General features: G+C 61.6%; 15 protein-coding genes and 1 riboswitch. Of the genes, 10 read left to right on the plus strand and 5 right to left on the minus strand.

Annotated elements, in window-relative coordinates:
• Positions 1-16 precede the first annotated feature (16 nt).
• Positions 17-853: a rhomboid family intramembrane serine protease gene (locus AAEU42_RS07465; RefSeq protein ID WP_342232914.1), complete on the minus strand. Its 837-nt coding sequence runs from the start codon at positions 851-853 to the stop codon at positions 17-19.
• A 163-nt stretch (positions 854-1,016) separates the two neighbouring features.
• A riboswitch (SAM riboswitch) is annotated at positions 1,017-1,113 on the plus strand.
• 71 nt (positions 1,114-1,184) lie between these two features.
• Here AAEU42_RS07465 and metK point away from each other — a divergent pair.
• From metK to AAEU42_RS07510, 9 genes are all read left to right on the plus strand, one after another.
• On the plus strand, positions 1,185-2,366 hold the full coding sequence (gene metK, locus AAEU42_RS07470) for a methionine adenosyltransferase (RefSeq protein ID WP_342232915.1): 1,182 nt from the start codon (positions 1,185-1,187) through the stop codon (positions 2,364-2,366).
• Positions 2,367-2,519: 153 nt separating this feature from the next.
• Positions 2,520-3,626 carry a glycosyltransferase family 4 protein gene (locus tag AAEU42_RS07475; RefSeq protein WP_342232916.1) on the plus strand — a complete coding sequence of 369 codons (1,107 nt, stop codon included), beginning with the start codon at positions 2,520-2,522 and terminating at the stop codon, positions 3,624-3,626.
• Positions 3,627-3,651: 25 nt separating this feature from the next.
• Positions 3,652-5,184 carry an O-antigen ligase family protein gene (locus AAEU42_RS07480; protein ID WP_342232917.1) on the plus strand — a complete coding sequence of 511 codons (1,533 nt, stop codon included), beginning with the start codon at positions 3,652-3,654 and terminating at the stop codon, positions 5,182-5,184.
• 39 nt (positions 5,185-5,223) lie between these two features.
• Entirely contained in the window at positions 5,224-5,871 is a 648-nt protein-coding gene (locus tag AAEU42_RS07485; RefSeq protein WP_342232918.1) for an NlpC/P60 family protein, read from the plus strand.
• Positions 5,872-5,976: 105 nt separating this feature from the next.
• Positions 5,977-7,359 carry an MATE family efflux transporter gene (locus AAEU42_RS07490; protein WP_342232919.1) on the plus strand — a complete coding sequence of 461 codons (1,383 nt, stop codon included), beginning with the start codon at positions 5,977-5,979 and terminating at the stop codon, positions 7,357-7,359.
• A gap of 39 nt (positions 7,360-7,398) precedes the next feature.
• Entirely contained in the window at positions 7,399-7,989 is a 591-nt protein-coding gene (locus tag AAEU42_RS07495; RefSeq protein WP_342232920.1) for a cytidylate kinase-like family protein, read from the plus strand.
• A 146-nt stretch (positions 7,990-8,135) separates the two neighbouring features.
• Positions 8,136-8,549: a Mini-ribonuclease 3 gene (locus AAEU42_RS07500; RefSeq protein WP_342232921.1), complete on the plus strand. Its 414-nt coding sequence runs from the start codon at positions 8,136-8,138 to the stop codon at positions 8,547-8,549.
• Positions 8,539-10,161: an Rqc2 family fibronectin-binding protein gene (locus AAEU42_RS07505; RefSeq protein WP_342232922.1), complete on the plus strand. Its 1,623-nt coding sequence runs from the start codon at positions 8,539-8,541 to the stop codon at positions 10,159-10,161. The genes AAEU42_RS07500 and AAEU42_RS07505 overlap by 11 nt, the downstream gene beginning before the upstream one ends.
• An 11-nt stretch (positions 10,162-10,172) precedes the next feature.
• Positions 10,173-10,868, plus strand: a complete 696-nt coding sequence (locus AAEU42_RS07510) for a response regulator transcription factor (protein WP_342232923.1) — start codon at positions 10,173-10,175, stop codon at positions 10,866-10,868.
• 120 nt (positions 10,869-10,988) lie between these two features.
• On the opposite strand, the gene AAEU42_RS07515 is transcribed toward AAEU42_RS07510, so the two are convergent.
• On the minus strand, positions 10,989-11,153 hold the full coding sequence (locus AAEU42_RS07515) for a hypothetical protein (RefSeq protein WP_342232924.1): 165 nt from the start codon (positions 11,151-11,153) through the stop codon (positions 10,989-10,991).
• A 244-nt stretch (positions 11,154-11,397) separates the two neighbouring features.
• Here AAEU42_RS07515 and AAEU42_RS07520 point away from each other — a divergent pair, with 244 nt between their 5' ends.
• A complete protein-coding gene (locus tag AAEU42_RS07520; protein ID WP_342232925.1) occupies positions 11,398-12,390 on the plus strand; it encodes a helix-turn-helix transcriptional regulator in 993 nt (330 codons plus the stop codon).
• Positions 12,391-12,464: 74 nt separating this feature from the next.
• On the opposite strand, the gene sdaAA is transcribed toward AAEU42_RS07520, so the two are convergent.
• The 3 genes from sdaAA to AAEU42_RS07535 are packed head-to-tail and all read right to left on the minus strand — an operon-like array spanning position 12,465 to position 15,249.
• Entirely contained in the window at positions 12,465-13,334 is an 870-nt protein-coding gene (sdaAA, locus tag AAEU42_RS07525; RefSeq protein WP_342232926.1) for an L-serine ammonia-lyase, iron-sulfur-dependent, subunit alpha, read from the minus strand.
• A 13-nt stretch (positions 13,335-13,347) separates the two neighbouring features.
• The gene (sdaAB, locus tag AAEU42_RS07530; RefSeq protein WP_342232927.1) at positions 13,348-14,016 is read right to left on the minus strand and encodes an L-serine ammonia-lyase, iron-sulfur-dependent subunit beta; all 669 of its coding nucleotides are present in this window, start codon (positions 14,014-14,016) and stop codon (positions 13,348-13,350) included.
• A gap of 9 nt (positions 14,017-14,025) precedes the next feature.
• Positions 14,026-15,249: a dicarboxylate/amino acid:cation symporter gene (locus AAEU42_RS07535; protein ID WP_342232928.1), complete on the minus strand. Its 1,224-nt coding sequence runs from the start codon at positions 15,247-15,249 to the stop codon at positions 14,026-14,028.
• Between the last annotated feature and the right edge of the window lie 49 nt (positions 15,250-15,298).

Raw genomic sequence — 15,298 nt, forward strand, 5'->3', positions numbered from 1 at the left:
AACGTCGGGCCTTTTTTCACTCGATATGGACATGGTTGTTGATATGCTCCATGCAGTAGCAGTAGTAGCCGTTGCACTTGGAACAATAGCGAAACTCCATATCGGGGAAGTCGGTATCGGTCTTGCCGCAGACGGCGCATTTGTGGATATAACCCTTTTGCTGCTGGGCCTGCTTGGTGGCCTTTTTGAAGTTTACGGTCTGCTTGGAGTGCTGGTGCTGATAGCGCTGCCGCCGGTACTGGAGGACATCCATCATGTCCGACCAGAAGAAGAGGAAGAAGTTGAGGATGGATACCAGAGGTAGGAAGGCGCCTACGATATCCAGGCGGATCAGGCTGGAGAGGAAAGCCAGGACGAAGAGCAGGGCGTCGGCCAGGGCCAGCCACTTGATCTTGATGGGGATAAAGAAAAAGAGGAGGACGCGCATATCGGGGTACAGGACCGCGAAGGCGAAGAACATGGACAGATTCAGGTAAGTCACGCTGGTGTATCCGGCGATCAGGCCGAAGACGATGTTGAATACCACGCCCAGCAGGTAGAACAGGCTGAACCGGGCGGTGCCCCATTCCCGCTCCAGGCTGGAGCCGATCCACCAGTAAAAATAGAGGGAGAGGGCCACCGTGAGGATATCGCTCCCCAGCGGAACAAAAACGAAGGAGACGAGCCGCCAGATCTGGCCGTGGAAGATAGCGGAGGCGCTGAAGGACAGCAGGTAAGAGGCGCGGTATCCGCTGAACCGGTCCAGCAGAAAGACGATGACAGTGCCGATGACAAGGATGTTCATCAAATTGGGGATCCCGAACCGGGGATGGTCCCGGCAAAATTGGTCCAGCCGTTTTTCAATGGCACGCAAGGCAAGAACCTCCTAAGTTTAAGATACGAAAAGAATTGTACCCGTTTTATGAGTAAAAGTAAAGGAATAAAGTGTGAACATTTTCCGCCGGGAACATCGTGCCGCCGGTCCTGCTTGACAAGAATACCCGACATATGTATAATATCTTTGACAAGTGAATAACGCCTTATCAAGAGCGGTGGAGGGAACGGCCCGATGAAACCCGGCAACCTGCGGCGACGCAAGGTGCCAAATCCGGCGAAGCAATCGAAAGATGAGGACGGGGAAGACCTGTGCTCTGTCGGTTGTGACAGGGCATTTTTATTTCCCCCAACAGAAAGGATGAACACCAATGGCAAAGCGGCTTTTTACTTCTGAATCGGTTACCGAGGGGCACCCCGACAAGGTGTGCGACCAAATCTCCGACGCTGTTCTGGACGACATCATCGCCCACGACCCCACCGCCCACGTGGCCTGTGAGACTTTTACCACCACCGGCATGGTGGTGGTGATGGGGGAGATCACCACCAGCCACTATACCGATATCCCCTCCATCGTCCGCCGGACGGTGGAGCGCATCGGCTATACCGACCCCTCCTATGGCTTTGACTACCGCTCCTGCGCCGTCATGACCGCCATCGACGAGCAGTCCCCCGACATCGCCATGGGGGTCAACGAGTCCTTTGAGCTCCAGCAGGGCGGCACCGACGAGGCCGACCGGGTGGGCGCCGGGGATCAGGGCATGATGTTCGGCTACGCCTGCGACGAGACCCCCGAGCTGATGCCCGCCCCCATCTCCATGGCCCACCAGGTCTCCCGGAAGCTGGCCGCCGCCCGCAAGTCCGGGGAGCTGCCTTGGCTGCGGCCCGACGGCAAGAGCCAGGTCACTGTGGAGTACGGCGACGACGGCCAGATCCTCCGGTGCCCGGCCATCGTGGTCTCCACCCAGCACGATCCGGAGATCGCCCTGAAAGACCTGCGGGAAGCTGTGGTGGAGACCATCATCAAGCCTGTCATTCCGGCGGAATACATCGATCAGGATACCAAGTTCTACGTCAACCCCACCGGCCGGTTTGTGGTGGGCGGCCCCGTTGGGGATACCGGCCTCACCGGCCGGAAGATCATTGTGGACACCTACGGCGGCTCCGCCGCCCACGGCGGCGGCTGCTTCTCCGGCAAGGACCCCACCAAGGTGGACCGCTCCGCCGCCTATATGGCCCGGTACGTGGCCAAGAATATCGTGGCGGCCGGCCTGGCCCGGAAGTGCCAGATCGAGGTGGCCTACGCCATCGGCGTGGCCCACCCCGTCTCCGTGCTGGTGGACACCTACGGCACCGGCGCCGTCTCCGACGAGAAGCTCTCCGAGCTGGTAGGCCGCTGCTTCGACCTGCGCCCGGCCAAGATCATCGAAAAGCTGGATCTCAGACGGCCTATCTACCAGCAGACCGCCGCCTACGGCCACTTTGGCCGCACCGACATCGACCTGCCCTGGGAGCACACCGACATGGTGGACGCCCTGAAGGCCGCGCTGTAAGAGGGAACCGCCCCGCCGGGTCAGAAATGACCCGGCGGTTTTTTCCGAGGGGCGGTGTGGAGCCCCGGCGGAAAAGCGGGTTGATTTCCCGGCCTCTTTCCTGTACAATAACAAAATAGTGGTTATGTTCTTCGACAGGAAGGGAGAACCCATATGAACGTACTCTATCTTTTAAACTTCGCTGGAAAGGCCGGGACCGAGCGGTATGTGGAGACCCTGGTCTCCTACCTCTCCGCCGACGGCCGGGTGAAGCCGTTTTTCGCCTACAATGAGGGCGGGCTCCTGGTGGAGCGGCTGGAGGCCATGGGGGTCCCCACCCGCCAGATTACCATGTCCAGCCGGTTCGACCGGAAGGCCGCCAAGGCGCTGGCCAAGCTGTGTGAGGAGTGGGACATCGACCTCATCCACTGCCACTACCTGCGGGAAAACTACATCGCCATGCTGGCGAAGAGCTACAATAAGAAGATCCGGGTGGTCTACACCAACCACTTCATCCTGCACAACGACGCCGTTACCCGGCTGTCCAACCGCCTGCTGGACAAGCGCCAGGACCAGATGATCGCCGTGTGCAACCGGGGGCGGGACCAGCTCATGGCCAACGGCTGGAGCGGGGAGCACATCCAGGTCATCTTCAACGCCGTGGACCCGGAGGTCTGGGCGGGGGAGCGGAGCGAGTCCACCATGCGGGAGGAACTGGGCATCCGGGCGGACCGCTTCGTGATGCTCTGCGCCTCCCGGTTCGCCGACGACAAGGGCCACAGATACCTCATCGACTCCGTCAAGCGCCTCACCGAGCTGTGCGCCGTGCCCTTTACCCTGGTACTGGCGGGGGACGGCCCCCTGCTGGAGCCCTGCAGGGAGCAGGTAAAGGCCCTTGACTTGACGGAGGACCAGGTGCGGTTCATCGGCTTCCGCCAGGACATCAAGAACCTCTATAAAGGCTCTGACCTTTACATCAACTCCTCCCAGCACGAGGCCCTCAGCTTCCTCATCATCGAGGCCATGGCCGCCGGCCTGCCCGTCATCGCCACCGATATGGGGGGCAACGACGACATCGTCAACGACGCCGCCGGCTGCGGCCTGCTGGTGGAGTACGACAACCCCGACTCCATGGCGGGGGCCATGAAGGTGATGCTGGAGGAGCCCGACTTCCTGGCCCAGTGCCGGGAGGGGGCCAGGAGGACCATCCAGGAGAAGTTCGAGATACACAAGATGGCCGACGCCACCTATCAAGTCTATGAAAAGGCCGTCAACGGCTGAGTTTGGAGCGTATTGACCTATGGTTATGGTACAAAACAGTCTCGTCTGCCGGTTCTTCATGGCCCTCTGGGCCGCCCTCACCGGGGCCTGGGAGGACAGCGCCGTGGGCCGCGGCCTGCGTGGCTTCTGCCGGGGCTTCGCCGCCAGCGTCCGAAACAGCGCCGTCTGCCGCTTCCTCTGGCGGGAGGGGGCCATCTCTAAAAGCTGGCCCGGGAGCGTCGTCTGCCGGGTGCTGACGGTGATTTTGAACATTCCCTGCGCCATCTGCCGGTGGATCTACAAAATCGGGAAAAACATCTGGGACGGGAGCCTTGCCTTCCGGGCGGTGTCCGCCTTGGGCGGGGCCGCCTTCCTCTTCGTCGGCGCCTTCCTGGCCCTGATGCTGATGGTGCCCCACGGCAGCTGGGACAACCGGTGGGCGCTGATGGGGACGGTGGCCCTGGTGGCGCTCTTTGCCCTGGGGGCCGCCGCGCGGCCCAGCCACCGGCTGGAAATGGTCTCGGTGGGGCCGTATCTGACCCTCTTCATGGCCTTTGTCTGCTACGCCTTTTTGTGCTCGCTCAACTCCGGAGCCTCCCTGCGGTTCGTGGGCTTCTACATCACCGCCTTCCTCCTGACTCTGCTGGTGGTGAGCTCGGTGAAGAAGTACGAGCAGCTCCAGCTCATCGCCGTGCTGGCGGTGGCGGGGCTGACCATCGCCGCCCTCTACGGCTGCTACCAGGGGATTATCGGCGTGGAGGTGGTGCCCAACCAGCAGGACATGGCGGTGAACGCCGGGATGCCGGGTCGGGTCTACTCTTTCTTTGACAACCCCAACAACTTTGCCGAGCTGCTGGCTATGCTGATGCCCTTGCTCTACGCCCTCTTCCTCAATGCCAAGGGCTGGCGGGGAAAGGTGGCCGCCCTCTTTTCCTTCGGGGTCTGTCTGGCGGCCCTGGGCTTCACTCTTTCCCGCTCCAGCTGGCTGGGCTTCACCCTGGCCACGGTGGTGTTCGTCGCCTTCTGGAACTGGAAGCTCCTGCCCCTGCTGGTGGTCCTGGGGCTGTGCTGTATCCCCATCCTGCCACAGAGCATCTACAACCGTATCCTTACCATCGGCAACACCAAGGACAGCTCCACCAGCTACCGCTTTGCCATCTACAAGGCCAGCGGCGTGCTGATGGAGGACTACTGGCTCCGGGGCGTGGGCCTGGGCAGCGACGTGCTGAAGGCCACCTTCAAGGGCTATCCGCCCATGTTCGACGGCAATTTCCCCATCCACACCCATAACAACTACCTCCAGGTGTGGGCGGAGACCGGCCTCTTTGGGGCCTTGGCCTTCCTGGGGACCCTTCTCTATCAGCTCAAATCGGGGGTCAAGGCCTTCCTGGTGTCCACGGACAAGCGGGTGAAGAACCTGCTGGCCGCATCCATCGCGGGCTTCTGCGGCATCCTCCTCATCTCCGTGGCCGAGTACACCTGGTTCTATCCCCGGAACATGTTCGTTTACTTCTTTCTCTTCGGTATCATCGCCGCCTGTATCAAACTGGCCCACCAGAGCGCGAAAACCCAGGCATGACCGCCGCCCCCGCCGCGTATGCTGGCCGGGGGGATGAACATGCGGTATGCTCATAAAAGACGCGAAGCCGCCGCCCGGTACCGGGCGGCGGCTCTTTTGCTCCTGCTGGGCCTTCTTCTGCCCATGCTGCTGCCCCACGGCAGCCTCCGGGTGCCCGGTGAGGTGGAGGCCCTTCTGTCGGAGACTTTGGCGGGGGAGACCGACCCGGCCCGGCTGGCCTATGTCCGCTCCGCCTGCGGCCTGGTGGGCCGGGTCAAGTATTTCTGGGGCGGGAAATCCCACGTCCTGGGCTGGGACTACGCCTGGGGCTGGCCCCAAAAGGTGACGGCCCCGGGCGGCCCCGGCTCCGGCCGCTGGCGGCCCTGCGGTTTGGACTGCTCCGGCCTCACGGCCTGGGCGGCGGCCACGGCCCTGCATGACCCGTCGGCCTACGAGGTGGTGGGGGAGGGGGTACGGGCCCAGTACGCCCTGTGCGCCCCCACGGACAGTCCCCGCCCCGGCGACTTGGCCTTTTTCCCCGACCTGTCCCACGTGGGCGTGGTCCTGGGCCGGGACGGGGCGGGAGAGCTCTGGGTGGTCCACTGCTCCTACAGCCTGGGGGGCGTGGTGGTCACCCCGGCCACCGTGGGCTTTGCCCTCTATGGGACGCCCGGCATTTTTTTGGAAGCGGAGAAGAGTTTTTCTTGACGAAAAAAACCTTTTCCTGTATACTATAAGTTCATGTAAAGCCTGTGGGCCGCAACATCGGTTGCGGCCTCTTTCACGCCTTTGGAGAGAAAAGGAGGTCCAACTGTGTCAGAGCAAGTACAAGAGAACAAGATGGGTGTCATGCCGGTGGGCAAGCTGCTCATGAACATGTCCATCCCCATGATGATCGCCATGCTGGTCCAGGCCCTTTATAACGTGGTGGACAGCTATTTCGTGGCCAAGATCAGCCAGGACGCACTCAACGCCGTGAGCCTGGCCTTCCCCATGCAAAACCTGATGATCGCCGTGGCGGTGGGCACCAGCGTGGGCGTCAACGCCCTGCTGTCCAGAAGCCTGGGGGAGAAAGATTTCGAGGCCGCCAATGAGGCCGCCGGCAACGGAATTTTCCTCTCGGTGGTGAGCTGCCTTGTGTTCGTGGTCATCGGACTGACGGTCCCCCGGATCTTCTTCCTGGCCCAGACCGACATTCCCGGCATCGTGGAGCAGGGCTCTACCTATCTCACAATCTGCTGCGCCTGCTCCGCGGGCCTTTTCCTCAGCGTCATGTTCGACCGCCTGCTCCAGTCCACGGGCAAGACCGCTCTCACCATGTGCACCCAGGGGGTGGGGGCCGTCATCAACATCGTCATGGACCCGGTGCTCATCTTTGGCCTGGGGCCCTTTCCCCGGATGGGCGTGGCCGGCGCCGCCGCCGCCACCGTCATCGGCCAGATCGTGGGCGCTGTCATGTCCGTCATCATGAACCTGGGCTTCAACCACGATCTGAAGTTCGCCCCCCGGTACCTCAAGCCCATGGGCAGGGTGGTGAAGCGCATCTACACCGTGGGCGTGCCCACCATGGTGATGAACTCCATTGGTTCCATCATGGTCTTCGCCATGAACAAGATCCTGATTTCCTTCACCGACGCCGCCACCGCCGTCTTTGGCGTCTACTTTAAGCTCCAGTCCTTCATTTTCATGCCGGTCTTTGGCCTCAACAACGGCATGGTGCCCATTATTGCCTACAACTACGGCGCCCGGAAGAAGGAGCGCATCCTGCAGACCATGAAGCTGGCCGCCATCATCGCTATTTCCATCATGCTGGTGGGCCTGGCCGTGGCCGAGCTCTTCCCCGGCCAGCTCCTAAGCCTCTTCAACGCCTCGGAGGAGATGCTGACCATCGGTATCCCGGCCCTTCGGACCATCTGCGTCAGCTTTGTATTCGCCGGCTTCTGCGTGGTGTCCTCCTCCACCTTCCAGGCATTGGGCAACGGCGTTCTCAGCATGATCGTCTCCATCATCCGCCAGCTGGTGGTGCTCCTGCCCGCCGCCTTCCTCCTGTCCCTCAGCGGCCGGGTGGAGCTGGTGTGGTTTGCCTTCCCCATCGCGGAGATCTTCTCCGTGATCCTGTGTATCGTCTTTACCCGCCATATCGTCAAGAAGGTCATTGAGCCTCTGGGTGAAGACGCGACGCTTGAAAAAGAGTGAACTGAAGCGTATAATATAAATATGAAAGGGGGCCTACCCATGAAGAAGACAGTGATTACCATTGGCAGGCAGTATGGCTCCGGCGGACGCGTCATCGCCCAAAAGCTGGCGGAGCGTCTGGGCATCCCTTACTACGACAAAGAGATCATCCAAAGCGTGGCAAAGGAGACGGGACTCTCCGAGTCCTATATCAAGGAGATCGACCAGAAGCCCACCAACAGTTTCCTCTATGATCTGGTGTTCGCCACCCAGGGGCCCACCATCCCGGATCAGGTGTATATCGCCCAGAGCAAGGTTATCCGCCGGGTGGCGGAGGAGGGGCCCTGCGTCATCGTGGGCCGGTGCGCCGACTACGTCCTGCGGGAGACGCCCCACCGGCTCAGCGTCTTTGTCTGTGCCCCGCTGGAAGAGCGGGTGGAGCGGGCCAAGAGGGACTACGGCGTCCAAAACGCCAACCTGGAGAGCTATGTCCAGCGGCAGGACAAGCAGCGGGCCTCCTACTACAACTACTTCGCCACCGGAAAATGGGGCGACGGCAGCAGCTACGATCTGTGTATCAACAGCCGCATCGGCCTGGATGCCGCGGTGGACGTCATTGAGAAGGCCGCCCAGGCATTGGACGGGAAATAAAGAGAAAACTGTCCCGGCGGCGCGGCGCGGCGCCGGGATGGCTTTTGACAAGGGGCAGGGGACATTACAGATCCCTGCCCCTTGTCTATTTTTCTCTTTTGCGGTATACTGAAACTACTTTTTGGAACAAGAGAGCAGGGAGACCGATGACAGATTATTTTCACTTGGAGGCGCCCCAGGAGACCGTTGGGACCATCAGCAATCTGGGCCTGGCCCACTTGGGGGACGCCGTTTTTGAGTTGATGGTGCGCTCCTGGCTGTGTCTGCACGGGAAGGCCACGGCGAAAGGCCTGCACCGGGCCGCCGTCCGCTATGTGGCCGCCCCCGCCCAGGCGCGGGCGGTGGAGCGGATCAAGGACGTTCTCACCCAGGAGGAGCGGGACGTGTTCCGCCGGGGCCGCAATGCGAGCCCCCACTCCGTGCCCCAGAACGCCAGCCGGGAGGAGTACCAGACCGCCACCGCCCTGGAGGCGCTGTTCGGCTGGCTCTATCTGAAGGGCCGGAACGAGCGGTTGAACGAGCTGTTCGGGATGATGATGGAGGAATCAAATGGCGCTTGACGCGATATGCCTCTCCGCCGTGGTGGCGGAGCTCCGTGCCGCCATCGAGGGCGGAAAAATTGACAAGATCCACCAGCCGGGCAGTCAGGACGTGGTATTGGCCGTCCGGGGCCCCGGGGGGAACGTGCGGGTTTTGCTCTCCGCCAACCCCAGCCATCCCCGGCTCCATCTGACTGCGCTGGACCGGGAAAACCCGGACAAGCCACCCATGTTCTGCATGCTGCTGCGCAAATACCTCACGGGAGCCCGCATACTGGCCCTGGAGCAGCCCTATATGGAGCGCGTCGTCACCTTCCGGCTGGAGGCCCTGGACGAGCTGGGGGACCGGGCGCGGCGCTCCCTGGTGCTGGAGGCCATGGGCCGCCACGCCAACCTGATCCTGCTGGACGGGGAGGAGCGGATCGTGGACTGCCTGCGCCGGGTGGACGGGGATCTGACCACCGGCGCCCGCCAGATCCTCCCCGGCCTCTTCTACCGCCTGCCGGAGCCCCGGTTCGGCGTGCCGCCCCTGCTGGAGCGGGAGCTCCGCTTCCGGGGGGAGGAGGGGGACTTGGCTCCAGCAGTGGAAGGCCTGTGGAACGATGTAAAGGAAGGACATTTTATACCGACTCTCTTGCTCCGGGACGGAAAAGCCGCGGATTTTTCCTTTCTGCCCATCCTCCAGTACGGCCCCGCCACCCAGCTTCAGGAGTATCCCTCCTTTGGGGCCCTGCTGGATGACTTTTACGAAAACCGGGAGCGGCAGGAGCGGACCAAGCAGCGGGGTGAGGACCTCCTCCGGGCGGTGAAAAACGCCCGGGACCGCACAGCCCGAAAGCTGGAGAACCAGCGCCGGGAGCTCTTGGCTACCCAGGACCGGGAGCGTCTGCGCCAGCTGGGGGACATCCTGACCACCAACCTCCACGCTTTGGAGAAGGGCCGCTCCACCGTCCGGCTCCAGGACTACTATGACCCCGAATGCGGAGAGGTGGAGATCCCCATAGACCCCCTGCTCACCCCCCAGCAGAACGCCGCCAGATACTATAAGGAGTACAACAAGGCGAAAAATGCGGAAAGCGCTTTAACTTTACAGATAGAAAAGGGAGAGAACGACCTCTCCTATCTGGACAGCGTGCTGGAAAATCTGTCCCTGGCTGAAGGGGAGCGGGATCTCCAGGAGATCCGCCAAGAACTGACCGACACGGGCTACCTCCGCCGTCCCTCCAAATCCGCCAAGCGGGAGAAGCGGGTGGCGGGCAAGCCCATGGAGTTCCGCACCGACGCCGGGCTTCGGGTGAGCGTAGGAAAGAACAACAGCCAGAACGACCAGCTCACCACCAAATTGGCCTCGAAGGGCGACTGGTGGCTGCACACTCAGAAGATCCACGGCTCTCACGTCATCCTCTGGACAGGCGGGGAGGAGCCGGACGAGGTGAGCGTGGCCCAGGCCGCCAGCCTGGCTGCCTGGTTTTCCCAGGGCCGGGCGGCGGGGAAGATTCCCGTGGACTATACCCCGGTGAAGTTTGTGAAAAAGCCGGCGGGGGCCAGGCCGGGCATGGTGGTCTACACCACCTACCGGACCCTGATGGCCCAGCCGGACGAGGCCCTGGCCAAGCGGCTGCGGGTCAAATAGGAGGGAAGGACATGGACAGCTTTCACATCCTGGTGGTGGAGGACGATCCCGACATCAACAATCTGCTTTTCAAGATCGTCACCGACGCCGGATACGACTGCCGCCAGGCTTTTTCCGGCAGTGAGGCGGCCCTTTTGGCCGAGCAGTACACCTATGACCTGATCCTTCTGGATCTGATGCTCCCCGGTCTCACGGGGGAGGAGTTCATTGAGCGCCTGCGCCAGGGCAAGACCATGCCCATCATCGTCCTCTCCGCCAAGGCGGGGCTGGAGGACCGGGTGAACGTCCTCAAGCTGGGGGCCGATGACTTTATCCCCAAGCCCTTTGACAACGCTGAGGTCCTGGCCCGCGTCGAGGCCCAGCTGCGCCGGTATAAGAAATTCTCCGGCGAGGCGGCGGGGGAGACCCTGCGGCTGGGCGATCTGGTCCTGGATCGGGAAAGCGTCTCCGTGACGGCGGGCGGCAAGGATATTACCTTAACGGTGAGGGAGTTCGAGATCCTGGCCCTTTTGATGGAGCACCCCAAGAAGGTCTTTACCCGGGAGCAGATCTATGAGCGGGTCTGGGGGGAGGACTATATGGGGGACGACAACACGGTGAACGTCCATGTCTCCAACCTCCGCTCCAAGCTGTCCAAGGTGAGCGAGAGGGAGTATATCAAAACGGTGTGGGGGATCGGCTTCAAGATGGCGGAGCTAGAGAGCTGAGCCTGTGGGGCCTTCCGGCGTCCCGGATGCCGCCGTATGGGCTTAGGGTGCCCGTGGAGATAAAAGACAAAGAAAACAAGAGGCAGACCATTCGGTCTGCCTCTTGTTTTCGGGGAGTTTTCACCCGGCTTCCCGCTGGGTATCCTCGCCAGTTTCGAATTCCAGGAGTTCTTCAGGTTCCGCCGGACGCCAGTGGAACTCGCAGGTGTTGTCCGCGCAGCGGCCGTCCATCATGATGGAGCCGCAGAGAGGACACCGGTCCGCCTCAAATTCTCTGGTGAACATACGATCCCTCCTCACTGATGTTCGAAATTGGGGTTCATCCCCATGTCTATTATACCACAGGAGCGAAGCGCCGTCGTGGATTATTTGCGCGATCCAGCATGACTGCCGCTTACGGCTGTGATATTGCAGAATAAGCGGAGAGCAGGAAGAAAAAAGGGTAAAATCACAGCAAGTAAAATCAAGCGGTGATCTCCCTGGTACATTATAATAGGCGCAGAGCGGTCAACAGGAGGTGAACAGATCCATGTACGAGTGGCGCAGGCAGATCCAGACCATCGTTGACGAGATCGACAGGAGCATTAAAAACTATCAGGACGAAGCCCTGACACTGCGCGCCCTGTCCCAAAGGCTGGGGTATTCCGAATACTATACCGCGAGAAAGTTCAAGGAGATCTCGGGGATGCAGTTTCGGGATTACCTGCGGCGGCGGAAGCTGGCCTTCGCGCTGAAGGAGGTCCGGGACAGCGGAAAAAGCATTTTGGACATCGCCGTTGATTACGGTTTTTCCTCTCATGAGGCATTTACCCGGGCCTTCAAGGGAACCTATGGCGTCGCGCCCAGCGAATACCGGAGAAGCCCCAGGCCTGTCGTGCTGCGTACCAAAATAAATCCCTTTGACCGCTACTTTTTTGGACTGGGAGAGATCGGTATGGTAAGATACGCGGATGGTGTTAAGGCTTATTTTGTGACCATTCCGGCGCACAAATTCCTGCACATCAAGAATGGGGAGAGCAACGGGTATTGGGATTTCTGGCAGAGACAAAACCGCATCCCGGGGCAGGACCAGGATACGATTTGCGGCCTGCTGGACAGCATCAAGGGCAAGCTGGATGACTGCGGCGGGAGTGAGCCCAACTGCGGCGGCGGGCAGATCATGGCGTATCAAAACGATCCGGAGGGCAGGCTTTGCGACTGGGGATTTCCGCGCACCGAATGCTGGGGGGTGCGGCTCCCCTTTGATTATCAGGGGGAGGTGCCGCCGCAAATGCTTCTGATCGACGTTCCGGAGGCCGAGTACCTTGTCTTTGAGCACGGGGCCTTCGACTATGAGCAGGAAAACCGCAGTGTGGAGGAAAAGATGGAACAGGCCATGGCGGCCTTTGATTTTTCCGGCACCGGGTACTGCCTGGACACATCCCCCGGCAGGCTGATGTACTTTTACTATGACCCGGAACAGTATTTTAAGTATATCCGGCCGGTGCGGCGGGAGGCTGATCCGGCCGGCGGCACGCGGTGATATCCTTTGGAACAAGCTGCGACGGCGCGGACAGAAAAAGGGAGAGGCAAAGCCTCTCCCTTTGTTTCTGTTTCTCAGCCGCATCCTCCGCACATTTCACAGGCGGCGGGGGCGGTGGCGCAGCCCCCCTTGGCGGTCTCCCGCAGCTCGGCGGGCAGGCGCTTGCCTACGGAATACATGGTCTCCAGCATTTGATCGAAGGGGATCAGCTGGCGGATGCCGCTCAGGGACATCTCGGCGGCGATAAGGGCGTTGGCCACTCCGGCGGCGTTGCGGTTCTGGCAGGGGTATTCCACCAGCCCGCCCACCGGGTCGCACACCAGTCCCAGCATGTTCATCAGGACCACGGAGGCGGCGCTCAGGCATTGGTCCGGCGTCCCGCCCATCAGCTCCACCGCGGCGGAGGCGGCCATGGCGGCCGCCACGCCTACCTCGGCCTGGCAGCCGCCCACGGCGCCGGCCACGGTGGCGTTGCGCATGGCCAGATAGCCGATGGCGCCGGCGTTGAAGAGGGCGTCGATGATCCGGGCGTCGGAAATGTTGTACACGTCCTGGAGGGACAAAAGCAGTCCGGGCACCACGCCTGCGGACCCGGCGGTGGGAGCGGCCACGATGAGGCCCATGGAGGCGTTGACCTCCAGGACGGCCATGGCGTAGGTGATGGCCCGGTCCAGCACGTCGCCGCAGATGTCCTTGCCCTTGGACCGGTGGGCGGCCAGCTTTTTCGCCTCGCCGCCGATGAGCCCGCCCATGGATTTGCTGGGGGTCTTCAAGGGCTGGGTGGCGGAGGCGCGCATGATCTCAAGCGCCCGGGCCATGCGGTGCTCCACCGTGTCCGGCGTGGTCTCGCCCAGCTCACATTCCCGCCGGCGCATCACTTCCGAGATGGGGCAGTGCTCCCGCTCACAGGTCTCCAATAATTCTTTGGCAGATTTGAAATCCATGATGACCTCCCCCTTACGACTGCACGATCATGACATCGTGGATGTTGGGGTTCTCCCGGAGGGTCTCGTTGACCTCTTCAGGGAGACGGTCATCCGACTCCACGATGGTATAGGCGGTGTGCCCCTTGGCCTCCCGGAACAGCCGCATGAAGGCAATGTTCACGTTGCGGTCGCTAAGGGCCTTGGTGATGTGGGCCACCACGCCGGGCTTATCCTGGTGGACGACGATCACGGCGCTGTACTCGCCGGTAAAGTCCACCTTGACCCCGTTGATGCGCACGATGCGGACCTTGCCGCCGCCCAGGGACTCGCCCCGGACCCGCATGACCTGTCCGGCGGTGTTTTCCATGCGGATGTCCACGGTGTTGGGGTGGAGCTCGGTCTCCGTCTCATTGGGGACGAAGCTGTACTCCAGATGCCGCATCTCCGCGATCTGGAAGGAGTCCCGGATGCGGGTGTCGTCGGTGGAGAAGCCCATGATACCACCCAGCAGGGCCCGGTCCGTGCCGTGGCCGTGATAGGTGCGGGCGAAGGAGCCATACAGGGTGAATTCCACCTTTTGGAGGGGCGGGGCGATCATCTTCTGGGCCAGGTAGGCGATGACCGAGGCTCCCGCCGTGTGGGAGCTGGAGGGGCCGATCATGTTGGGCCCCAATACGTCGAAAACACTGATGAATGACATAGATGTTCCTTAAGCCGTAACGGCGTCCTTTTTCACGATGAATTTCCGGTAGATGGCCTCCACGATCACGCCGATGGCGTTGTCGCCGGACACGTTGCAGGCGGTTCCGAAGGAGTCCTGGGTGATATAGAGGGCCACCATGATGGCGCAGATGGGGCCGTTGGGATCCCCGGCCTCAGCGCCGAAGATCATGTAGAGGAAGGGCAGGGCGGTCATGATGGAGCCGCCGGGGGCGCCGGGAGAGGCCACCATGGCGATGCCCAGGGTCATGATGAAGGGAATGACGGTGCCCAGGCTGATGGGCAGCTGGTTCATCAGGCACACGGCGGTGGCGCAGGCGGTGATGGTGATCATGGAGCCGGCCATGTGGATGTTGGCGCACAGGGGCACCACAAAATTGCGGATCTGCTCGGAGACGCCGTCGGCCGCGGCGCACTGGAGGTTCACCGGGATGGTGGCGGCGGAGGACTGGGTGCCCAGGGCGGTGGCGTAGCCGGGGATCTGATTTTTGATCAGGGTCAGGGGGTTCTTCTTGCTGATGAAGCCTGCCAGCAGGAACTGGATGCAGATGCAGATGAGGTGCATGGCGATGACCACCAGGAACACCTTCCACAGGATGCCCAGAATGGCGAAAGTCTTGCCGGACTTGGTCATGTCGATGAAGGTACCGCAGATGTAGAGGGGCAGCAGGGGGATAATGACGGAGTGGAGGACCTGGTCGATGATGCCGGAGAAGTCCTTGATGCCGTCATAGAGCGTGTTGCCGATGGTCCGGCCCCGCAGGTTGGACAGGCACAGGCCCAGCACAAAGGCCAGCACCACGGCGGACAGGGTGTCCAAAAGAGGGGGGATGGACAGGCTGAGGTAGCTGTCCAGGGAGTTGCCGGCGGTGGCGGCGATCTGCTCCAGGGCCCCCTGGCTCATGAAGCTGGGGAACAGGGTGGAGGACACCAGGTAGGAGGCGGAGCCGAAAATCAGAGTGGAGCCGTAGGCCAGGGCCACCGTGATGAGCAGCAACTTGCCCGCGCCGCTCTTCAGGTCGGCAATACCCATGGTGACGTAGGCCAGGATCATCAGGGGAATGATGAACTTAAGGAACGTGCTGAAGATGCTGGAGGCGGTGACGATGATCCGGCAGAACCAGATCGGGAGGAACTGTCCGATCAGGATACCCAGGATGATTGCGATGATCAATTTTGGAAGAAGACCCAGTTTGAACGTTTTCTTTTCCATTTGTTGAAACACCCTCTCAAATAATATTTTCCAAATTCTCCCTTGACCT

This window comes from Pseudoflavonifractor phocaeensis, from assembly GCF_038439875.1.
Taxonomy (GTDB): domain Bacteria; phylum Bacillota; class Clostridia; order Oscillospirales; family Oscillospiraceae; genus Vermiculatibacterium.